Annotated in this window: 24 protein-coding genes; 20 read left to right on the forward strand and 4 right to left on the reverse strand. The window is 39.8% G+C overall.

What is annotated here, in order from left to right; genetic code table 11:
- The coding region (locus tag ACVBDY_RS18420; RefSeq protein ID WP_447176932.1) for a serine hydrolase domain-containing protein at nucleotides 1-1,182 on the reverse strand (1,182 nt) is incomplete at its 3' end.
- A 777-nt stretch (nucleotides 1,183-1,959) separates the two neighbouring features.
- Here ACVBDY_RS18420 and tssD (ACVBDY_RS18425) point away from each other — a divergent pair.
- The 10 genes from tssD (ACVBDY_RS18425) (at nucleotide 1,960) to ACVBDY_RS18470 (ending at nucleotide 9,461) form a co-directional block, all read left to right on the forward strand.
- Nucleotides 1,960-2,346 (forward strand): type VI secretion system tube protein TssD, encoded by a 387-nt coding sequence (gene tssD, locus ACVBDY_RS18425; RefSeq protein ID WP_123216913.1) that lies wholly within the window; start codon nucleotides 1,960-1,962, stop codon nucleotides 2,344-2,346.
- A gap of 185 nt (nucleotides 2,347-2,531) precedes the next feature.
- Nucleotides 2,532-2,867 carry a hypothetical protein gene (locus tag ACVBDY_RS18430; protein ID WP_447176933.1) on the forward strand — a complete coding sequence of 112 codons (336 nt, stop codon included), beginning with the start codon at nucleotides 2,532-2,534 and terminating at the stop codon, nucleotides 2,865-2,867.
- A gap of 361 nt (nucleotides 2,868-3,228) precedes the next feature.
- Nucleotides 3,229-3,624: a type VI secretion system tube protein TssD gene (tssD, locus tag ACVBDY_RS18435; protein WP_447176934.1), complete on the forward strand. Its 396-nt coding sequence runs from the start codon at nucleotides 3,229-3,231 to the stop codon at nucleotides 3,622-3,624.
- 25 nt (nucleotides 3,625-3,649) lie between these two features.
- Entirely contained in the window at nucleotides 3,650-4,294 is a 645-nt protein-coding gene (locus tag ACVBDY_RS18440) for a hypothetical protein (RefSeq protein ID WP_447176935.1), read from the forward strand.
- Nucleotide 4,295: 1 nt separating this feature from the next.
- Nucleotides 4,296-4,703 (forward strand): hypothetical protein, encoded by a 408-nt coding sequence (locus ACVBDY_RS18445; RefSeq protein ID WP_447176936.1) that lies wholly within the window; start codon nucleotides 4,296-4,298, stop codon nucleotides 4,701-4,703.
- 36 nt (nucleotides 4,704-4,739) lie between these two features.
- Nucleotides 4,740-6,578, forward strand: coding sequence for a type VI secretion system Vgr family protein (locus tag ACVBDY_RS18450; protein WP_447176937.1), 1,839 nt, complete (start codon nucleotides 4,740-4,742; stop codon nucleotides 6,576-6,578).
- A 7-nt stretch (nucleotides 6,579-6,585) separates the two neighbouring features.
- The gene (locus ACVBDY_RS18455) at nucleotides 6,586-7,440 is read left to right on the forward strand and encodes a hypothetical protein (RefSeq protein ID WP_447176938.1); all 855 of its coding nucleotides are present in this window, start codon (nucleotides 6,586-6,588) and stop codon (nucleotides 7,438-7,440) included.
- Nucleotides 7,437-8,828 carry a DUF4280 domain-containing protein gene (locus ACVBDY_RS18460; protein ID WP_447176939.1) on the forward strand — a complete coding sequence of 464 codons (1,392 nt, stop codon included), beginning with the start codon at nucleotides 7,437-7,439 and terminating at the stop codon, nucleotides 8,826-8,828. The genes ACVBDY_RS18455 and ACVBDY_RS18460 overlap by 4 nt, the downstream gene beginning before the upstream one ends.
- Before the next feature lie 17 nt (nucleotides 8,829-8,845).
- Entirely contained in the window at nucleotides 8,846-9,280 is a 435-nt protein-coding gene (locus tag ACVBDY_RS18465; RefSeq protein ID WP_447176940.1) for a hypothetical protein, read from the forward strand.
- Between the two features lie 49 nt (nucleotides 9,281-9,329).
- Nucleotides 9,330-9,461 (forward strand): hypothetical protein, encoded by a 132-nt coding sequence (locus ACVBDY_RS18470; protein WP_447176941.1) that lies wholly within the window; start codon nucleotides 9,330-9,332, stop codon nucleotides 9,459-9,461.
- 593 nt (nucleotides 9,462-10,054) lie between these two features.
- Here the strand turns inward: ACVBDY_RS18470 and relB are convergent.
- On the reverse strand, nucleotides 10,055-10,249 hold the full coding sequence (gene relB, locus ACVBDY_RS18475) for a type II toxin-antitoxin system RelB family anti-toxin (protein ID WP_447176942.1): 195 nt from the start codon (nucleotides 10,247-10,249) through the stop codon (nucleotides 10,055-10,057).
- Between the two features lie 53 nt (nucleotides 10,250-10,302).
- Here relB and ACVBDY_RS18480 point away from each other — a divergent pair, with 53 nt between their 5' ends.
- Nucleotides 10,303-10,428: a hypothetical protein gene (locus ACVBDY_RS18480; RefSeq protein WP_447176943.1), complete on the forward strand. Its 126-nt coding sequence runs from the start codon at nucleotides 10,303-10,305 to the stop codon at nucleotides 10,426-10,428.
- Between the two features lie 462 nt (nucleotides 10,429-10,890).
- Here the strand turns inward: ACVBDY_RS18480 and ACVBDY_RS18485 are convergent, their stop codons facing one another.
- The gene (locus ACVBDY_RS18485) at nucleotides 10,891-11,370 is read right to left on the reverse strand and encodes a hypothetical protein (RefSeq protein WP_447176944.1); all 480 of its coding nucleotides are present in this window, start codon (nucleotides 11,368-11,370) and stop codon (nucleotides 10,891-10,893) included.
- Between the two features lie 468 nt (nucleotides 11,371-11,838).
- Between ACVBDY_RS18485 and ACVBDY_RS18490 the strand changes: the two genes are divergently transcribed.
- The 9 genes from ACVBDY_RS18490 (at nucleotide 11,839) to ACVBDY_RS18530 (ending at nucleotide 19,745) form a co-directional block, all read left to right on the forward strand.
- Entirely contained in the window at nucleotides 11,839-12,699 is an 861-nt protein-coding gene (locus ACVBDY_RS18490; RefSeq protein ID WP_447176945.1) for a helix-turn-helix domain-containing protein, read from the forward strand.
- 180 nt (nucleotides 12,700-12,879) lie between these two features.
- The gene (locus ACVBDY_RS18495; protein ID WP_447176946.1) at nucleotides 12,880-13,326 is read left to right on the forward strand and encodes a hypothetical protein; all 447 of its coding nucleotides are present in this window, start codon (nucleotides 12,880-12,882) and stop codon (nucleotides 13,324-13,326) included.
- A 61-nt stretch (nucleotides 13,327-13,387) separates the two neighbouring features.
- A complete protein-coding gene (locus ACVBDY_RS18500) occupies nucleotides 13,388-13,969 on the forward strand; it encodes a lipocalin-like domain-containing protein (protein WP_447176947.1) in 582 nt (193 codons plus the stop codon).
- Nucleotides 13,970-13,979: 10 nt separating this feature from the next.
- A complete protein-coding gene (locus ACVBDY_RS18505; RefSeq protein WP_447176948.1) occupies nucleotides 13,980-14,585 on the forward strand; it encodes a hypothetical protein in 606 nt (201 codons plus the stop codon).
- Between the two features lie 5 nt (nucleotides 14,586-14,590).
- On the forward strand, nucleotides 14,591-16,018 hold the full coding sequence (locus tag ACVBDY_RS18510) for a hypothetical protein (RefSeq protein ID WP_447176949.1): 1,428 nt from the start codon (nucleotides 14,591-14,593) through the stop codon (nucleotides 16,016-16,018).
- A gap of 4 nt (nucleotides 16,019-16,022) precedes the next feature.
- Entirely contained in the window at nucleotides 16,023-16,511 is a 489-nt protein-coding gene (locus ACVBDY_RS18515; protein ID WP_447176950.1) for a hypothetical protein, read from the forward strand.
- A 29-nt stretch (nucleotides 16,512-16,540) separates the two neighbouring features.
- Nucleotides 16,541-18,274 carry an OmpA family protein gene (locus ACVBDY_RS18520; RefSeq protein WP_447176951.1) on the forward strand — a complete coding sequence of 578 codons (1,734 nt, stop codon included), beginning with the start codon at nucleotides 16,541-16,543 and terminating at the stop codon, nucleotides 18,272-18,274.
- Nucleotides 18,275-18,348: 74 nt separating this feature from the next.
- Nucleotides 18,349-19,038: a TapB family protein gene (locus ACVBDY_RS18525; protein ID WP_447176952.1), complete on the forward strand. Its 690-nt coding sequence runs from the start codon at nucleotides 18,349-18,351 to the stop codon at nucleotides 19,036-19,038.
- A 26-nt stretch (nucleotides 19,039-19,064) separates the two neighbouring features.
- Nucleotides 19,065-19,745 carry a hypothetical protein gene (locus ACVBDY_RS18530; protein ID WP_447176953.1) on the forward strand — a complete coding sequence of 227 codons (681 nt, stop codon included), beginning with the start codon at nucleotides 19,065-19,067 and terminating at the stop codon, nucleotides 19,743-19,745.
- A 765-nt stretch (nucleotides 19,746-20,510) separates the two neighbouring features.
- Here the strand turns inward: ACVBDY_RS18530 and ACVBDY_RS18535 are convergent.
- Nucleotides 20,511-21,713: a hypothetical protein gene (locus tag ACVBDY_RS18535; RefSeq protein WP_447176954.1), complete on the reverse strand. Its 1,203-nt coding sequence runs from the start codon at nucleotides 21,711-21,713 to the stop codon at nucleotides 20,511-20,513.
- Between the last annotated feature and the right edge of the window lie 307 nt (nucleotides 21,714-22,020).

The following is a 22,020-nucleotide window of genomic DNA, read 5'->3' on the forward strand; positions in this document are numbered from 1 at the left end:
ATAACATTCACCAATAAATAAATAGGCATATGAAATTCCAATGACGTTTTTTAAATCAATTGTTGTGCTTAACTCAAAAATTTTGATTGCGTCTTCGAATCTATCTCTTCGCATTAAATATCTTCCGGTATAAATCAAATCTGAAACTTCGTCTGAAAAATCATATTTTTCTTTTTGATTTGACTTAATGTGCTGATAAAATGAAATTCCGTCCTGAAAATTATCTAATAATTTTCCTCTAATATCAAGGTAAATTGATTTTTTAGGAACTTCAAAAGTTTGGTTGTTTAAAATGTTTATTATTGCTTCTGAAAGTGCACCCAGTTTAAAATTTTGACTATTTGTCATCATCACAATAGTTCTGTTATTCGTTGACTCGTGGTAAATAAAGGATTCATAATTATTACCTGAACCTTGATGAGAATGTTTTATAATTTTATTGTTTTCAAAAATTACATTACCTAAACTTGATTGGGAATTCTTGTCGAAACTTTTAGCGAGGAATTTTAGTGAACTGTTTTTTATAATTTTTTTGCTGTGCAAACCACTAACCCAGTTATACAAATCGCCAATTGAAAAATACATTTCTCCGCCACCGTGAATAAAAGTTGTTTCCTTGTAATCGTTGTCGAATGACCCGGCCATATTTGCAGATAGCACGGAATCCTTTGGGATTTCACCACCTTTTATTTTTAGCTTTTTAAATAACTTATTTTTTAAAAAATCTTCGTAAGAAAGGTTAGTGATTTTTTTAATAATTTCTTGTTGAAGAAAAACATTTGCATTACTATAAATGTAACCAGACCCGGGTTCAAACTCTAATTTTTCCACATTATTCAATTCAGCGAGGTACTCAGAATCTGTGTTTTTGAATATTCTTGGTAAACCGCTTGTGTATTGAAGTAAATGTTTGATTTGGATTTTTTCAGCCCAATTTGGCAAATACGTTAAATAGTCTGAAACTTTATCTTCTGATTTTAATTCTCCGTTTTCTACTAAAAGTAAAATTCCTGTGCTATTAAATTCTTTAGTTATTGAGCCAATTGGCATCGTGGATTCTCGATTTAATTTTTTACTTTTTGTATAATCTGTATATCCAAGTTCATTATGATAAATAATTTTTCCATTTTCAGAAACAATTATATTTCCATTAAAAATTCCAATTTCGTTTGCTGATTTCATTAACGAATCTAAATTCTGTATTTCCTTAGATTGTCCGTGCAAAAGAGGCGAAAATAATAATGGTAGAAGTAGAATTAACCGCGTCATAGTTCCAAATAAATTTTAGGTCATATATCATTATAGACGAGCATTAACCGAAATTGTTACTCAAGTTTTTTTCAAAATTACCGACAACTGTAGCCTTCCCCAAACTATGACTTACAACATACCTACTTGGGAAGGTTATACAATATATTTCAATCGATGCTCAAACCTTTATACATCTACATAGCTATATATTACTTTTCGACTTGGAAAATAGAAAGTACAAATACGCTATATTAGTGTAAGTTACTGTATATAAGTGTATAAACGAATAAAACATATGGGACCACCTGCTTACAAGTCCAAATGATATGAAAATATTGTTTGGGCTTTTTTTATGATTAAAAATCAAGGGTTTATGCATTCTAAAGGGACATATCTGCTTTAGAAGGCGTTCATGAATATATGCATGCCGAGAAATTACACCCTTTTATGAATAAAAAATAATTCGTCTGGTAAATAAAGTAAATTCAACAACTGTTTGTAAAAAGACAATTCTTTTTTACTGTAAACTGAGCTCTTCTACTACCTTTCCGAGATGAATACTTCATTGTAAAAAAGAGAAATAACACTTTCTTAATGAATTTTTTTTGCTTAAAACTCTCAAATGTAATATCTTGTGACCTGTATATAACTCAATATTTGATTTGGTATTTTTTATTTGTTAACCTTAATTTTTAAATTTTACGTATTATGTCATTTAAAGCAACATTATCTGTTGGCGGCAAGAAAGTGAATATTCTGAGCGCTAATTATGACCTGGCACAAGAAGTAGATGCCACAGGACGTCCCTCTTCGGTTACTCGTGGAGGACGAATTTACCTTACAGTAGAATCCACCGGAGACTCTTTCTTTTTTGAGTGGATGACCAATAACTTCGAACGTAAAAACGGGGTGATCACGTATATTAAGCGTGATACCGATGCTAAACTTCGTGAAGTGAACTTCACCGAAGGTTACCTGGTGAAGTACAAAGAAAACTTTGACCACAGGGGAGACAATCCTTTAACAGAAACTTTCACCATTTCCTGCCGTATGCTTTCCAGCGGTGGCGGAGAGCATATTAACGAATGGGTATAACTCCCATTCCTGATTTATTGTAATAAACGATCAAATCAAATAAATTATAAGGGGGGGTAACTCCCCCTTATTTACCCTACCCTCCCAAGCCAATCCTGATTTTTCCGCATGAGTGCATACGGAAGAAATTGTTTTTTGTGTATTGAATGAAGAAAAGGAGATATACAATTTAAATTTAGTTTTTATTGGCAAAATTCACAAAAGAAAATCTGCGAAAGGCGGAAGAAAATTATGGAGATACAGCATCTTTCCTGCGATTAAAAGGTATCTGGAAAAGGAGAAAGGTAATCCCGGATAAATACCTGGAAATGCAGGGGAGGGATTTCATTTCCGAAGACAGGGCACAAGGCTTGCGTCGCATACTTTGTTTTCCCGAACTCAATTACTTCAAGTTGGTTAAGGAGAAGTATATATTTACCTCGGTAATGGCAGATATAAAAATAGGGAAAAGAGCGGTTTACGAGTGGGAGTACAAATTGATAAAAGAAGAATTGTCTGCATTGGGTACTAAAATAAAGTAGTTTACCAGGAAGAAAGTAGAACCTTCCGTAACCTATTTTGAATCCTTAAACCAATTGCTGGATGATGACCGGTTGGTAAAACGAACACTATACCAGGCAGTGCCTGTTGAGGCTAAACCGATGATGTTTAAATTTTTTCCGTATCACTGCAAAAAGTACGGGGTTTATGCTCCCAGGCTTATACAAAATTATCGTTCTTTTTTCGAAGGGCTTCGTGAGGAACTTAAGCTATTATCGGGGAGGTTAACATTGGAATAAGAAGAGTGTAATAATCAAAAAATACTGGTTTCCAGTGAGGTGTAGTACGAAAGGAAAGATATATTTTAGTAATCTATAGAAATAATATAATGCACATAACGGTATGAGCTTCCTTGCTAAATTTGAGATTGACGACATGTCCTACAATATTTTGGAGTATGACATATTAGTAGAAAAAGGGACAGACCATAATGGTAAACCCTCCACCAATGCCAAGGGAGGTGAAATACGCCTTGTGGTAGAAACAGATATGAAAGACCATTTTGCGGATTGGGTGGTTAGCTCTACCCAGGTGAAAGACGGTAAACTCATCTTTTATAAGCGTGATGGGATGGCCCGGATGAAATCCACAAGTTTTAAAAAGGGCTATTGCATCCGGTACAAAGAGAAATTCAGGGCTATAGGTGATGATCCTATGTGCACGGAAATTGTCATTTCCGCCCAGGAAATCATTATAGGGAATACCCCCTATAAAAAGCGATGGCCCGCTACAGTATAGATTAGCTTAATTATTGTTTTCCAAAATGGAATATACCAAAAAGACCGACCGGATGGATATCACTATAGAAGCCTATAGGCATACCATTTTGGTACAACAACGATGGAAATACAACTGGCAATTTGTTATTCCGGTGAGTAATTGGACCTATGATGAAAAAAGGGAATTTCATCGTAAAGCTGATGCCTTGATATGGAACCAATGGAGCGGGCATTTTATAATTAGGATAGAAGGGAACTCCGATTTTGCCAAGCAATCTTCTTACAGAGATTTTACCGTGAATTTCGACATCAAATGGGTATTGTCCAATCCGCATTGGGAGGTTGTGGTGCGAAAGATTTCCCCTGGGGATTTTAATACCAGCAAGGTAAAGTGGAACGCCAGACAAATACAGCTGGATACGGAAGACCTGGTGCTTGTAGGGCGGGTCAAAAACGGGAACAGTTATTTTCAGTATCCTGTGGCCCACGAATTTGGACATGCAGCGGGAAATTCTGTTTATGCGACTACACATGGAGATGAATATGGACGCAGCAGCACATTCCAAATGGACAGGTCCAGTATTATGAATGTAGGAAATGAACTTAGAGAAAGGCATTTGGATTATCTCATACAGGAACTGAATGCTATGATACCTGAGACTTCTTTCAGCATATTTAAAGTACAATAATATGAAAAATGTATTTGTCCTTATAACATGTAGTTTGCTATTGGCCTGTAATAACCTGGCCTCAAAAAAAAACGCACATAAAGCGGACACACAAAAACAGGAAAAAGAAATGAAAAGCCTTCCGGTTACGATAGAAAAACTAAAAAAAAGAAATTTGGAGGAGGCGATGGAAGAATATGGACAGCCTCTGCACGTGGAAACTTTTATACTGGATGATGCCCTTCCGGAGTCCAGAATAGAATTGAACAATTATTTTACCTTAGAAGAACGACGAAGCGAATCTATTTCTATCAAGGAAACCGTTTGGGAAAAAGATCAGGAAATCAACATTATGGCCTGGTACAAAGAGAGCCAAAACAAGTGGATTATAATACACGCCCTGGAATGGGAAAAAGGTTCTGAATTTTAATTGCGAAAAGACAGGGAAACGAAAAATGTAATAGTTATGGCACTGCAAACAGATGTTAGCGTAAAGATAGGAGGGCTTCGTATAAGCACCTTTATCGATTTTGAACTGAACCAGCGGATAGACGGTCACCATGAACTTACCATAGAATGCCGGGAAGAAGAAATATATCTCCAGGACCCGGGGCTTAAAAGTAATTACCACCAACTTATAGGGGAAACCATTTTGGTGACCATGCAGGGTATAGACCGTATGTTTTCCACACATACAGGGTATTTCAAAGGCGTAGTGACCCGTGTCAAGGCCCTGAATATCAATGACAGCAGTGGAAAACGGCTGCAATTCAGGGCCTACAGTCCCACGATATTGATGGACAATGGCCCGGAATCTGCTTCTTTTCTGAAAAAAACACTTTCGGATATCGTACATAACTCCACCAGGGAATATGATACCCAATTGCTTAAAATAGTATCCAACCCTTTAAAAAACACGCCCTATCCCTATATCACCCAATACAACGAAAGCGATTATAATTTTTTAAGACGGATGTGTTCCCGGCAGGGAGAGTGGTTCTACTATAATGGAACAGAACTTATCATAGGCCAGGAAAATACAGGAGAGGAAATACCTCTGCATTACGGGTACAACCTGACCCATTATGATTTTGAAATGAGCCTGCAACCGACCCGTTTTAAATATCATGGCAATGATCTGTCGGAAGGGGAGTCCCATCAGAGTAAAACTACAGAATACGAGAACAGGGTAAATGGTATCGCCGCCGAGTTGGTCAAGTCTTCCGGCAGGATATTTTCCAAAGAGACCATAGTACAGCACAACCAACTGGTGAATGAAGGTACAGGCAAAGCGGACATGGATGATTTCGCCCAGCTCAATTTCCAGAAAAAGGTGGCCAATATGATCTATGTTAATGGCAGCAGTGAAAATCCGGCATTACGCCCTGGCATTATCATTAGAATATTAGACGAGGACGGAAGCTCCCAGGGCGTGTTTAAGGTGATAACCGTCACCCACCAATGTACAGATACCGGGGATTATAATAACGACTTCAGGGCTGTTCCTGTATCCGTACAGGTATCCCCGTTTTCCAATCCGGGAGAATATCCCAAATGTGAAAGCCAGCCTGGCATAGTGATGGACAACAATGATCCCAAAGGTTTAGGGCGGGTCAAAGTACAGATGGCCTGGCAAAAGGAAAATGCCCAGACCACGGATTGGATACCTTTAGCCTCTCCTAATGGGGGTAATGGTAAAGGTTTCCACTTTATCCCGGAGAAAGGCGAGAGTGTCATGGTGGATTTCCAAAGCGGCAATGCCGAGGTGCCCTACATCACCGGAAGCATACATCACAACCAGGCCAAGAGCGGCTACCATGATCCGATGAACTACCTGAAAGCTATACAAACCGTAAGTGGTAACCGGATGATTATGAATGATAAGGATGGGAGTGTTACTGTAGCCGACCCCAGTGGAAATACCATTATTATGCACGGTAATGGAGAGGTGACGATAAAGGCACCTAATACGTTAAATCTCATTTCAACAGATATAAACGTTCTGGCCGGAAACAGTTTTAATATCATAGCCAAACCGCAAATGGAAGGCGCCGGGGAGGGAACCATTAATTTCCTGGCGAAAAAACACTTTAAGGTGCAGGCCGAAGAAGAAACCATTGAATTTAATGCCAAGCAAAAGGTCAGCCTGGAAAGTACCGAGGCCGATGTTACACTCAAAGCCAAAACACTGGCCACGATTGACAGTGACGACATTATCAATATAAAAGCCAGTAACGAAATGGCCATACACGGAAGCACGAAAAGCAAAATATCCGGCGGCGAAGTAGAAATCAACAAAGCATAACCTACCGATGCAGGCTATTGAAAAAATAACGCCCAAAACTGTACTAAGCAAAGCTACCTACCAGATAGACATCCGGCAGCGTGCAGCTATGGGTAGTATGCCACAGGAGAATGTAGTGAAGATCATTGCAGAAAAAAAGCTGTTAAGCCGGGATGAAGAAGGCTTTGTGTATAGGTTGCATATCCCGGAACGGAAACAAAGCAACAAAGAAGGGCTATGGGCATTGGAATATGACCTGTCCTGGCTGCAACAAAAACTGGAATTGCGAACTAACAACCAGGGAGAAGTTACTCACATCTTTAACCTTTGGGAGATAGAAGATATATGGAGGGCTAACAGGAACAGGTTTTATCAAAAACACAAACGGTTTTCTGCCATAGAGGACATTATGGAACAAACGGATGCCCTGTTACAAAACCCTGAGCGGTTTATTTCCGTTTTCAAAGAATCCGAAGTAGGCACGTTATTATTTCCTCCTTTATACGAAGAACATACTGAAATAGTCCAGGAAACAGCGCAGCATAAGGTATTTGAAGGTTTCTTTGAAACTGTTGACCTGCCACTACGATTGACAACAACATTAAAAAGGCGGAAAGAACTTATTGCTAACAATGCCCACCTGCTGAGAAAAGGCACTCTGGATACAGATCGTTTTGACCAGAAAAGTGTACAAAAGATGTTCCGCAAACTGGCCGATAGAATCACTCTTAAAGTAGATGTAGATGTGGATTACCTGGAAACCTATGACCTGGACCATTATGACTGGATAGACTACGCCGGGCAGCTTTTTAGGGTCCGGATAAAGGGATTGTTCACCTTTGAACAGATCGCACGTATAACCCCCTTAAAAAAAGAGTTATGAGCGGGAAGAAGTACGTGCCGGAAGGCGTCTATTTGGTGTGTGATAAAGGAAGCAAACCTTCCGAGTTTAAAATCATCTACTATGCGGAAACCACCGTGTACGGAGAACACATGGCTACGGAAGCAGACAAGATATTTGTGGCTAATTTCGAACCTTTCGGAGCCTGTGCCTGTAACCAGGGTAAACCCTGCGCAGCCCAGGTCACCAGTTGGGAAAATGTTACCGATGGCATTACTTTGGACGGGAACAGCCTGTTGTTAGAAGATAGTGAGCTTCCTTGTGCGCTGGGCGGGACAATCAAAATATATTTTTCCTTACAGACAGCAATGGCAGCCGTACCGGAACCGGAAGAAGAAGAAAGGAGTTTCTGGGACAAGACATTGGATTTCGGGGCAGGGGTAGGAGAAGGCTTGTGGAAAGGAGCAAAAGGAACAGTCACGGGGGTGTATGATTTGGCTGTTTGGTCCGGAAAACATAGTGTGCCCTATATGTTGCTAAACCCGGAAGGCTATAAGGAACAACTACAACAAGATAAGGAAACCTTTCAGGCATTAGGTGGCGCAGCTAAGTCAGCAGGGACATGGGTCTATCGGAATTCCACAGTAAATGCTATTTTAGACCGGGATGATTTTATGGCTGCCCAGGTAGAAAATGCAGAGGCATTCGATGCCTTACAGGAGAAAATGGCCAATATGGATGCCAGGGAATGGGGAGATCTTACCGGGCAAGTATTATTTGAGGTAGGAACAACGGTGGCAACGGCCGGGACGGGTACTGCGGTAACTGCTGTAAAAGCTGCGGATAAAGGAGTGGATGCGGCAAGAGCTGTTAATGCGATGGATAATCTGGCAGATGGTGCCAGGGCTTTGGAGAATGCAGATGATGTAGCCGATGGAGCGAGGGCTTTGGAGAATAGTTTGCCACCTATCCCGGAGGAATTGGGACCGGTGGTTAATAAAATTGAGGATATGTCGCCTGGCAGTCCTGCACATAAGGCTCAGCGATGGGAAGAATACCAAGAAAGAGGTGGAGAATGGGATTATGATAGATGGAGTAAGACTTACGATAACAATATGGAAAGAGCAAGAAAGGCTAACCAGGCAGTAGACAATTATCACGAGTCATTAGGATGGGGAGAAAGAGAGGTCACAGTTGATGTTAACGGTCAGGCCAGAAGATTGGATATAGCAGATGTTGCAGACCGGAGAGGGGTAGAAGTTAAATCCGGCGAATATTTTTCACGAACCGAAGATATAATGTCAGAAATAGCGAGAGATAAACAATTGGTCCAAGATGGCTGGGAGATTGACTGGGTAATTGAAGGACGTGCAAGTCAACCATTATTAGATGAGCTAAAAAATTCAGGGATAAACGTTATTCAAAAATAATTTATTAATTTCAACCTATGACTACGAAAGAGAAGGAAGAAAAAAAGGAAAATTTCCAAGAGTGGCTTTTTGTTATGGATGATACTCTTGATGAATTCAAAAATATTTTCAAAAAGGAAGAAAATGTAGAGCTGGATTTTTCACCAGCGTCACTGGATACTGTTGAACAATGGATATTAAAAAATTACGATACTAAAGAAGAGTTATTAAAGCAAGTAAATAAACCTGTTCTAAATATGCTTGCCGTATATGTGGGAGAGACTTTCAGAAAAAATATTGGAGGAAAATGGGAATTGGATATTGAAAATGAAAAAAGTGCCTATTTTCAATTGCCCATTTTAACCGATAGCCCTAAAATAAGTTCTCCCATAGCACCACACACCTTAGTTACTGCGTGTATAAGTCGAAACAAAGGGAATTACATAAGCACAATACTAAGGAATAAGATTTAAGAATCTTCCAAGCACAAAAAAATATTGACAAAACTAAAAATTAAACAAAATGATAAATAAAGTAATTGATACCGAACAAGGTCGAATTGAAATTGACATAACGGAAAATGACGGAATAAAAAGGTTGAACATCACACTTGAAGAGCATCCTGGAGTTTTTAAAGACATAAATATACATTGACGATTTCAACGAATTGTTGAATGAATACGGATATAAAATATCTGAAGTAGAATAAAAATAACGAACTGCTACAGTGGCTCCCGTTATCACATATAAGAAAAATCTTATGCATAATGTCAATTTTAATTTTTGTAATTAGTTATTCACAAGAAGTAAAATTTTCTGATTGTAAACTTCAAACGGAAAATAAACTTTGGAAATCCGAATATGAAAAAGCGAAATCCAAAACTAGACGTATTGAATTAATCAAACAAAAAATAAAATCTGACACAATCTATTCTAAATATAAATTGAAAATTAAAACTGCTCATTCAGCAATAATCCCTGTAGCCTTACCCACTCGACAAATTTGGAAATTTTGAGATTGGGAAACTTACTCTCATTACACTTAGGAATCGTACTGCTCATGAAATGAATCAATATGGTGTTAGAGATCATGAAATAAGACGAGTTATTGACGAGAATGGGCAGACCAATCAAGAGTTTATTGAACTGACAGAAAAGCTATCAGGAGCTTTCAAAAATCAAATAAAAGGTGAAGAATAAAGAGCCAATACACAACATCGATAATTGTTGTACAAGTCTATATTTTGCTATTTTTTCTTATTAAAAAACTTAACAATATCCACCTTTAAGGCAGCAGAAACCTTATTAAGTGTAGATAACGTAGCATTAACACGCCCAGCTTCTAACCTGGACATATTAGATTTTTCAAAGTTACATTTAGCTGCCAAATCCTGTTGAGAGAGGTTTTGGTGCCTCCTGATCTCCTGGATTCTCTTACCCACCTTTTTATACAATACTATTGTTCTTATTTTTAGAATATTAAAAAAAGAAAGTCATGAATAATGAAAAAAAGGATGAGGCCATAAAAGAAGAATGTGAAAAGGAGAAGAAGGACAAGGGGAAAAGAGCTTTTTTCGAATTTTTGACTTCCTTGTTGCGCTTCTTTTTAAGCGGAAGCTGATGTTAACCCCTGGCTACGTTGGGATATGACTTTAATGTCCAGCTAGGAGCGCTGACCAGCGGTAGCAACAGAATGTTTAGCTGTTCCAGTACGACATACTCATTTATAAATAGTTTGAGAGATATGATGGAATATCAAGCGTATAGTTATCAAAGTTTTATTGGTGCAGGGACTCTTCGAAGTTCATTTTCAAGAAGTGAAATCGTGGGCTTTATGAAAAACCCATGGTTTAATAAGTTAGGTTTTTTGAATTTTTCTTGGACGAGAAATTATAACTATAAATATCCACTTTGGTTATGAAAATTATGCCACTTATATTGATGTTTTTGGGACATACTGCCGCTTTTCCCAAAAATGAGTCAATCTCATGTAAAGATTCATTAGTCTTATGGACTTATACTTTGGAGAGCTTTACTTCAGAAAATGCCCATAAAATCATTTCAAAAAATTGGTTGTTCGATACTAAGCCCATGGTGGGGGATCTTGTTGATGAGTACATAACAAAAAATGGATCTGCACGGCATCGTCCCTTATCGGGGCGGTATCGTTCCGGGGCATCGGGAAACCCTGTCTATGCGCCGGGGTTTTGTTGTTGGCCGAAAGGATATCACGGTGGCCGGAAACCTGTCCGTTGCCAGTAATCGTACATTCATCTCGGCCGGTCACGGTACGGTTTCCGTTAGCCATGGTATCGTTCTGACTGGAAACGTGTTTGTTTCTAATGGGCACACATTCGTTTGGGGTGGTCACGGTATGGTTTCCGTTAGCCACGATATCGTTTTGACTGGGAACGTGTTCGTTTCTAATGGTCGCGCATCCGTTTGGACGGCCCGCGGTATCGTCCCCATTAGCCACGATATCGTTTGGGCCAGAAACGTGCCCGCTTCTAATGGTGACATGTTCGTTTCGGCTGGTAACGCTACTGTGGTCGTATGCAACCATAAGGGAGCTTAACACTTTCGGCACCAGCAAAAACCCTGACTAACTCCCCAAAAGTCAGGGATTTTGCGGAGAGGCTTTTTACTTGTTTATAGTGTGGCACTGGTTGCATACAAGTTGGATCAAGCCTAAAAGTTAGGACTAAGTAAAAATAAAAAGCTATTATACGTTGTAGGTTACAGGTTGCTTTCACTGTCATCAGAGCATCTTAAAGCTTGCCCGATCTGTCGATTTTCCTGCTCCATAGCTTCCATACGAAGTTCTTGCAGGGCTTATATAGCCGGTTTCTGCACATGGAATCTATCGGTTACTTGTATAGTTTTTGGATAACATGCCTCAACAATATGCTGTATTGAATGCACCATATTCAAAGCAATCTGATTAATTGACATTATAAAATGGAGATTAAATACCGTTAATATTTTCATACATAATGTTTTATGGTTAAATTTATTAATCGAATCAGATGAAATGATCTTTAGAAAATTCCAACCTCACCCGAAGTTAAGAGATTTTATCTTGTTTTATTTTGAATTAAACTGGAAGAAAAAATCTCAAAGTGATGCGATTAAATATTTGAGCATCCCTACAGGTTGTAGTTTTATGGGATTTCAGACAAAAGGAAGGATGAAAGTGCAAATTGACGATTACGTCTATCATACAGAAGAATTTTATGTAAATGCCCAGACCACGGTTCCTTATTATATGTTTTCTTCCGATGATCATTTAAATGTACTTGTTGTGTGTCTTAAACCTACTGCTTTGTACCATTTATTTCAAATAGATATTTCCCAAATTGTAAATACCGGTATAAACCCTAAAAATCTGTTTTACAACCAGCTTGATAATTTCCCGGAGGAACTTTTGAAAAGGCACACCATAGAAGATAAAATTCGCTTGTTGGACACCACTTTTATCGAACAATTGAATACAGTAAAACCAGGCTTCAACTTCATTGATATTGCAATTAATCTTATACTAAAGAACAAGGGTGTAATAACTGTTGAAGAAATTATCGCTAAGCTGAATGTGAGTAAGCGTTACTTTCAAAAAAAATTTAAAGAAATTGTAGGTATTCAGCCTTCAACATATGCAAAAATTATTCGGTACAATTTCATATTTTCTTCTTTCAAAGAGATAGAAAGCGGTGATTGTAAATCGGTAGCTTCATTGTTTAATTTTTATGATAGCCCTCATTATTCCAAGAGCTTTAAAGAGTATTTAGGAATGTCCCCTTCAGAATTTAAACGCGATGAATATCCTTTTGTCAAGCTGACCTCTATCGAACAAGCAGTATGGACAAATGCTTTCCTGTCGCTAGCCACACACTAAATAAGCTTTTATTTCCTTTCTTACAAACCTGAGTTTAAAAGTGGATTGTTAATTTTTCACATAAAAAGTGCGGGGATTTCATTTTTACACCCTATGGCACAATAAATAAAAGACGCTTTTTTACAAAGGCCCCATAACAAAATAAACCATCTTGCAAGTATTATCATATAAAGAACCATAATGAAAACACTTAAAATAACATCTGTTCTTTCTGTAATTTCAATATACAGCCTTTCATGCAGCAATGATGATGACGGCCCAACGCCCGAGCCCGAACCCACGGCACAAGAACTGGTTACCGAAACAGGCAGATGGTATGTGCAATACATCGAAAACGAAGTCATGGACGATTGCTATAAAACAACCTACTATGAATTTGATGGGGACATCGTTACTGAAGTTTGGTTTTATACCGACGATACCAGCGGCGAATGCTTAGCCGGATTTTCAGAGACCAACAATATAGAGTGGGTAAGCGACACACAATTTAAAGTGCTCGATGACGACTATCCCTACGAACACACCATCCATTCGATTACCGAAACTGAAATGAACACAACCTGGAAAAGCGGGGTTTCTGGTGAAACTTCGGAAATGAATTTTGACAAAATTCCCGGGGAAGAGTAGTCTTCTCAGTGGGTAGTCCCAGTTCTCAATCAACAGTTGACAACCGTAAACAATAAAAACAATGAAACCTTATCCATTTTTAACAGGCCTCTTACTGGCATTCGCCTTTTTGGCACCCGCACAGCAGACCGAAGCCCAGTTTCTTAAAAAACTGGGCAAAAAAGCCAGGGAAGCAGCCGAACGCGGTGTGGAAAAAACTGTAGAAAGCAAGACCGAACAAAAAGCAGGAGAAAAGACCGACGAGGCTATAGAAAGCGTTTTTGGTATTCCAGAAAAAGTAATGGATAAAGATGAAAACAGTTTAAAAAACAACAGTCTTGAAGGGACCTGGTATTACGAATCGCTGGAAGGCATACCCGGCTACGAAAACCTGAACGATTGCGGTAAAAAGTCCAACATTACCTATTCGGATAATACCTACCGTACTCTGTTTTACGACAACGACTGCAACCTGCTTACGAATAGCGGAGGCACCTACGAAATAGGAGGCAACATAATGACGGTAAAAGCTCAGGCACAGGACGAAGTAAGCACCACTAAAATAACCACCACCCAAACCATTTTGGAACATACCGAAACCAAGCTGGTTATCCGCGATAATATGTCGGGTGCTGTGGTGACCTTAACGCGAAAAAAAGAATAAAACAGTGCACATGAAAACAACCATACCATCCATTACTTTAATCCTGTTACTGTTCACGGCCTGTCTCAATGCAGAAAAGAAAGATGACAAAACCACTTCTGAAGAAGCAAAAACAGAAGCCGCTAAGACTACCGAAGAAAAAGAGATCAACCTGAAACAGAACGGAGATTATACCCTACTCTATTCGCCGGGTGACCAATGCAAATTAACCACTGCTCAACTGGCCGAAGCCTTGAGTTATGAAGAAAACCAGGTAGAAGAACAAAGTAATTATAGAGGGAATTGCAGATACAACGTTACCCGGCCCGGCGGTATTACCGTCAATTATGGGGTTAGCGTGGAAAAATGGCCTAAAGATATCGTAAGGGATGAAATTAAAAGAGGGCTAAAAAGTGAAATGATAGATATTCAAGTAAGTGAATCCGGCGACACATATATTACAAGACATCCTGCCCAAGGCTTCCTGTTATTGTTAAATACAGACTATGCAAATCCCATAAAAATCAGTTGCAATTACTTGAACACCGGCAACCCTCTGACCGATTCCCAAAAAGAAGAGCGGAAGCAGAACACCTATAAAATTGCCAATTACCTCATTAACACATACAAAAAATAACCGGCATGAAACCGTTAAAAACCATACTACTGTCAGGTTTCCTCTTTGCGGTTATTACAGGTAACTATGCACAGCCTTTTACATTAGACGACAAGATCAAACCCGTTAAACTGGAACTGCAGGAAGACACCAGAAAAGGACATGAGGGTGAAAAGGGTATTGTGTACTTTAACCGCCTTACCGATTCCATCTTGTACCACTATGTTACCGGGCACGATATGTACGAGTTTGTCGATGTCCTGGTGACCAGCTTAGATAGCAGTCCGTTGCAGGTTAGCCTGGCCAAAAACAACTGGAGTGAAAATCGGGAAAAACAAAAAATCGTTGCTGCCAAAGATGGTGTTGTTGATTTTAAAATACGCACCTGGGGCAGTTTTGGCATCAAGGTAGAAACAGATAACCCCAACAACTCGCTCTATAACATTACCGTATTGGCCAGTCCACCCCAAAAGACCTATCTGGGTAGTGTGTTCAGGAAAATCGAGAAAAGTGAAATGAAATCCGGTGCTAATGCCACAGCCCGAGGTTCGGACAAAAGAAACAACAGCAATAACCAGCAAGGCAACACCATTCTTTATATTCTTTTAGGTGTGGCCTTGCTGGTTATTGGTGTGTTAGCCGGAAAACTCTTGGGCAAAAAAGGAAAAAACACCATGACCATTTTCATAATTATCCTGACAATACCGCTCGGTGCCTATGCTCAAACCAATCAAAGTTCACCTTCAGATAATTCAAGAGGAGGCGGATACCTCACTATGGAAGAATTTGAACAATACAAAACGGGAATAGAGGGGACACATCAAAACTTAATGACCAAACTTTCCATACTGGAAAGCGAACGAAAAGCTGTAGATAAAGCCGTAAAAAATTTGGACAAAGCCATATCCACCATTAGAAAAACATGGGAAGATGCAAAAAAATTAATCGATGTTTATAAAAACGGGCTTGGTGACTGCTTCAACTCAACCCCACCGGCTGGCAGCCCCACCATTCCCTCCATTTGTACCGACTTATATTTTGACGACAATGGCGAAATATCAGAGGAACAAGATTCGGGATGTGCCGGCTGCTTCCTGGAAGCCCGAAAAAAGTTCAACAACATGCGCTACCGATTTGAAAAACTGGCCACCATCTATAAATGCACTAAAGACTTTTCTAATGCAGCCATTTCCTTTGGCGATAATGTTTCCGGTTTTACACCAGGTGGCGTTGGCGGACTGGCATGGCAGACCCAACGCAGGAACATTGAAAAGTCGGTTACAGAATTAGAACAGGCCTATGATAAAAAATATGGCGAATTTTTACAAGACCTGGCCGAAGCCATGATGGAACTCAATATATGTGAAGCCAAATATGGAGTGGAAGACTGGTACGATCGTTTTGGTTATATGTACTTTGAATTTGTAAAAGACAAATACAAACGAAAGGATTAGCATAATGGAAGCCCTTACCCACAATACCATTAAAAAGACAATATGCCTACTATACGGTATTGTATTGGTTTATGGTTGCGCCGAAAAAAAGGAAACCGATCCATCAACCCACGCAATAGCGGTTGGATTGGCAGGATCGCATCAGGGTGAAGTATGGATAAAAAAGCAGGACAGCACGCTTCATACCATTGTCGCGCCCAACAACGCCGATGGCATTTTTGAAACGGCAGAACTCTCGCCCAACAAAAGATTTGTACTCCTTACCGCTCCTCTTGGCGACGGTGGCGAGGCGTGGGTGTACAACGTAAAGGACGGCAAGTTGCATAAAATAGAAGGGGGTTTTGGCCTGGGCGAAATGGGTTGGCTGGAAGACAGCCGCATGATGCTGCACCAGGGCTGTGTGTTGGCCACCCACTGCAAAAAACTGGAATCGGTAAACAACAAAAGCCCGTGGCTGGTGGAAGTAACCGAAGATTTGGGTAAAAAGAAATAGAACGTACCGTTATGAAACACATTTTATGTATGTCAATCTTATTATCGGTTTTTGCCCTGGCCTGTAAATCAGACAAAAACGTAGCATCCGGTGATCCCGGCGTTGAAACCGAGGTCTCTAATACTGACAATTATTCGCCTGTAAATGTCAATGCGGAAGGCAATCGTGATACCTTGACCGATAACGAATCGACATCCGGCTTGGAGGAGATACTCGGTGTCTCTGCCGATGACATAGAAAACAACGAAGCCTTACAGCAAATCCTATCGGGCGGAAGCGACCGGAAAGCCATGGTTGATCAGATGCTGGGCAAGCATTCGGTACAGAAAAACACCCTGACCGAAAGCGAACTCGATTCCCTGAAACAAGTGCTGAAAAAATACCCCGAACTGGAAAAAAGCGGCGGCCTCGCAATCCATGAGGAAACCATTGATGTGAACTTTCCGAAGTTGACAGAGCACCTAAACGAATTAAATGAAGAAGAACTGAATCAAATCACGTCCACATTATCCAAAACAATAAAGCCCGGTAACGTTTTATCCGAATGGGAAAATCCAACCAACATTGCCTATAATACCACGCTTGCCGATGTGGAATACAGATACGGCGATGTGGACAATTTTGGGTTTGGCTGGCCAAAAGGCTTTGACCCGTTTTCGGGCGAAGAAACACCCAGACATCGGTATCCCTTTTATCCCGATGACAGCGACCCGACGGGAACTGATAAAATCATGGTGGTATCAGGCTACAAAAACAGTAGTTCTGGAGATGGGTACACCAGAACTACAACGCGCCCTGACAACCGTCCGGAAAAGTTAACGCTGCAATACGACCTTAAAAACACAACTGTAAACCATGCCCTGTTACAGATTTTTGTCGATGACTTTCAACCTAAAGTATTTAACACCCAATTTAAGGTGTGGTTGAATGGTGAAGAAGCTCCGTGGTTTGGGGGGTTTATTAATGAATTGGAACAAACCGGCCCTATAGGAAAATTGCTCTCCATTCAAATATTGCCCGAATTTATCCCGGAGATAGAAAACGGGCAACTCGAAATTTTAATTGATGACCCTGAAACTGATACCGGCGACGGTTTTGCCATTGATTTTGTACAATTACTTATCAACCCTAAGAATATTCCAACCGCCCAAATAGACGGACTGGTGGTTGATGCCCAAACAAAAGAACCCCTTGAAAAAGCATTGATAAAAATTTCAGGCGCCGACGAAATACAAACCGAGGCCGATGGTACGTTTCACGCCACCAAAGTGCCGGCCGGCATGGTAGTAGTCAAGGCCTCTAAGGGAGGGTATAAAAACAATGATGCGGTCGAAACGCTAACACAGGGCAAAACAGGCGAAGTTAAAATAGAACTGGAACCTGAAACAGACAACAGCCTGCAAGAGCAATTAGAAGAAGAAGGGAGAGTAGAACTCTACGGAATTTATTTTGATACCGATAAAGCCGTACTCAAGCAAGAATCTGAAAAGACATTACAAGAGGTACTAACACTAATCGAACACAACCCCAAATTAAAACTCGAAATAGGAGGTCATACCGATTCTCAAGGTGATGAAGCCTACAATCTGAACCTCTCAGAACAAAGAGCCCTGGCCGTATTGAATTGGCTGAAGGAAAACAAAGCAAATACAAGCCTTTTAAGTAGCAAGGGTTACGGCGAAACCAAACCTGTGGCCAATAACAACACCGAAACGGGTAGGGCTTTAAACCGTAGGGTAGAACTTTTAGTATTGCCTAATTAGTCCTGAATTAAAGTTATCCCCTCCTTAAAAAAGGGAGTAACCTAAAGAATTATATACAAGTAATCCTTAAAACAATGAAAACAATAATCATTACAACAATCATTGCCTTGTTTTCCACAGCCGTTATGGGGCAAAGCAACTGTAGCAAGTACTATCCCTTTGGGGAAGGACATGTTTCCGAATATGAAATGCTCAATAAAAAGGGGAAAACGGAGGGTACGATGAAATACACCGTAAGCAACGTGAACAATTCCGGAGTGAGTATCACGGCCACAATCAATTCAGAACTGTTCGATAAAAAAGGAAAATCCGTTATGCTGAGTGCGTTCGATATGAATTGTAACGGCACTACGGTAACGATGGATTTTAAATCACTGATGAATGCCGATATGATGAAACAGTTCCAAAATAGCGAGGTGAATATTACGGGCACCAATGTTGAGCTTCCCAATACGCTTTCAGCAGGGCAAACCCTGCCCGATGCCGGTATGAACATCGTCGTAAACATGGGTGGCATGAACCTGAACATGACTACTGACATAACCGACCGAAAAGTGGTTGGCACCGAAACCATAACCACGTCCGCAGGCACCTTTGATTGTATGGTTGTAACCCAATCGAGCAGTGGGAAAATGATGATGGCCAAATTCAACAGTACCCAAAAAACATGGCTGGCCGAAGGCATAGGCATGGTAAAAACCGAAGATTACAACGCCAAGGGCAAGCTGCAAAGCAGTACCGTACTTACATCTTTTTCAAAATAAAAATACCATCTATAAACACTATAATTATGAAAACGCCGTATAATTTTTTAATCCTGGTACTGTGCTTTAGCCCGTTTTTGGGTCAGGCTCAGTTTGTACCCAAAAAAACAACGCCTGCGACGGTTAAAAAACCGGTAAAGCTTTCAACCAAAGTCAACATAAAAAGCAACATACCAACCCTGAAAAAAGTAGGCCTGAAAAAGGTGCAGGCCACCAAGACCAATTTAACAAATCTCAAACCATTAAATATTGACAAGGAACTTTTAATGCGCCCCAGCAGAAAAAATTGGCGTATAACCCCCAAAAAGCCTTACGATAATGAATTGAGCTTTAGTTTTTTTGGCAATTATTCCACTGAAGTTTTTACCGTAAGTCCAAGGCTTAGCGGAGAAACAAACAATGTCCATTCCCCGAATACATATTACTCGTACAGTAGTTTTATTTCCTTTAATGCGGGGGCGAATAAAGAATACAGGGTTAAGGTTGAACTTAAAGATGTCATGGGCAACGGAACCATCGTCATAGACAATCAAATTTCTACCGTTAGCAGTAATAACACCACCATTAATTTCGTATTTACCACAGATTATAATGGTCTCCATATTATTGGGCTGAGTCCGTATAAACGGAAAGATGCTGTCAATCCGCAAGATTTTAAGATAACGTCTGTTCAAATTGATGAAATTGGGGATTTAAAGGATCCGTAATAAATTAATTTTTAACGTATAAATGGTTTATAATGTGGAATAAACATGTGACAAAGAATTATATAATAAACGTCCAATGTCCGTTTTCTTTTTTATAAAACTCAAAAACAAAAACCATAAAAATCTTTAATTTTCTGTATTTCTTTGTTTTATTCTTGTAGCATTGATGATAAACCTGTTACACAAGGGAATTCTATAATTGGAAATTGGGAACAATTGATTTTGAATGTGATATGGTGATTCTTGTACCGAGCTATTTGACATGTATAGAAGGGGGTGGCAATAAATTGCATAGGATCAAAGACGCTGAATAAAGATTAATTTTTGATCAACCAAATCATTACAAACATGAAAAAATCACTCTTAACCTTTTTTTAAGTTTGAATATTGTGGTGTATGGACCCCTGCAATGGAAAACACGTCTCGGTTATAAAAATCAATAGTTGACCCACAATATTTGAGCTCTTCTACGGATATATGCTTCAAAGGATTCTATCATACAGTAAGCCGAAGTAATGGAAAATCAGGGCTATTATAGTGTTCGTAGGCTGAAGCAAAGCCAGCCCATATTTTCTCCTGTTGTTCTACATCACCATCTTTTTCTTTAACCGTAAAAGCTTTAGTGGGAGGTATTCCTTTTTTCGACGGGTTATCATTTTCGGTATTGTTTTCCGGGGCTATTTTGCTAAAAATCCTGCCTAGGAATTCTTGCCCATACACCGGATTGTTTGTGCCTTATATTCATTCATCCCAGAAGGTGCAGTTTCACTCCGTTTTATACGAAACATTAATCCAGTTCCATTCCCATGTTTTCCCGTTGTCTTCGGAAAAGGCCTGGCTCCATACAGGGTGCTGCCTGTCGCGCATATCCCAGCGGAATACCATAACGATATCTCTTCCGTTGAAAGTATCTTTTCCGAAAAAATGTCCGATATCATTGTCAAACGAACCGACAACCGGTGGGTCAAGAACACCGGAATTGCTTGCTACCCAATACAAACTCCACAGTTTTGTTTCCGGATTGAATAACCGTAATGTAAACCCTTCAAAAGGTTCACCATCAATAGAGGCCCGGTATAAATCTGTATTGCCAATACCCTGTAATATGGCCCCATAGTTGATATCAGCAGATTCGAGGTAAATCCATTCGTTATTGTTGCTTAACCTGGACTTAAGTTTTTTGTGGTACATCTTCCACTTGCCCGTGAGCACATCGAAGTCGTCGCGGGAAGATGTTTCGGATGCTTTAATGATCAGTTCTTCGTTTTTATCAAAAGAAAGATCAGGAATGGGGATTTTTGTGTCAAATGTCAGCAGTTTTTCCCGGAGCTCTTTTTCATTTTCAATGACCCGGTTTTCGTACATATACCAGTTCCATTCCCATGTTTTCCCGTTGTCTTCGGAAAAGGCCTGGCTCCAGATGGCTTTATCCGGATCAGTTTTATCCCACCTTGCCATGACGATAACAGGTTTGCCATTAAAAGTTTCCCGGGCATAAAAAGTACCGATGTTACCTTCAAAGGACCCTACCACGGGATTATCCTTATCAAGGACCCCGTTTTTGCTGCTTGCCCAGTAAATACTCCAGAGTCTTGTTTTCGGATTAAAGAGGGTAAGGCCAACACCTTCATAGGGATTACCATCAATAACGGAGCGATTGTTATTGGTATGGCCGATCCCGTTCAATATCTTTTTGTCTTTGTTGGTACCGTTGTATTCAATCCATTCCGCGCTGTTGTTCAATCGTGTTTTGAGTTTTTTGTTACGGATTTTCCAATGGCCTTCAAAAAAGTCAAAATCATGTTGAGAAGAAGTTTCGGATGGTGTGATTCTTAATTTGCCATCTGCCTCAATAGTGGCATTAACCAGGTCCTCCTTCGTTATTATGGATTGTGCGGAACCATGTGTAAAAATACCTGGTAGAATTAGTAAAAATAGGACTGCGATATGTGTACTATAGTGCGTCATTTATTTTTATTTTGAAGGGTTATATCGATTCAAAAGAACTGTTTTACAATCTAAAATCAGAGAGGTCACATATCTGATATTACGTGTATGGTTTTATGATTTCGAGACCTTTGTCATGGGGATTTCCGGCCTCCGCCTGTTTTAATAAACGTGCCTTAGTCGATATACATCTTGTTTTTCGTAATAAAAATATAATTATATTCGACTATCTTAGTGGTACACTTTTTACATTGTAACTGGGCCAGATCAAGGACCTGAAAATGGCTGTATATGTTTCCATGGAAATCGATATTAAAGATCAATAGGG

The sequence above is a fragment of the Sinomicrobium halophytocola genome (assembly GCF_052983395.1).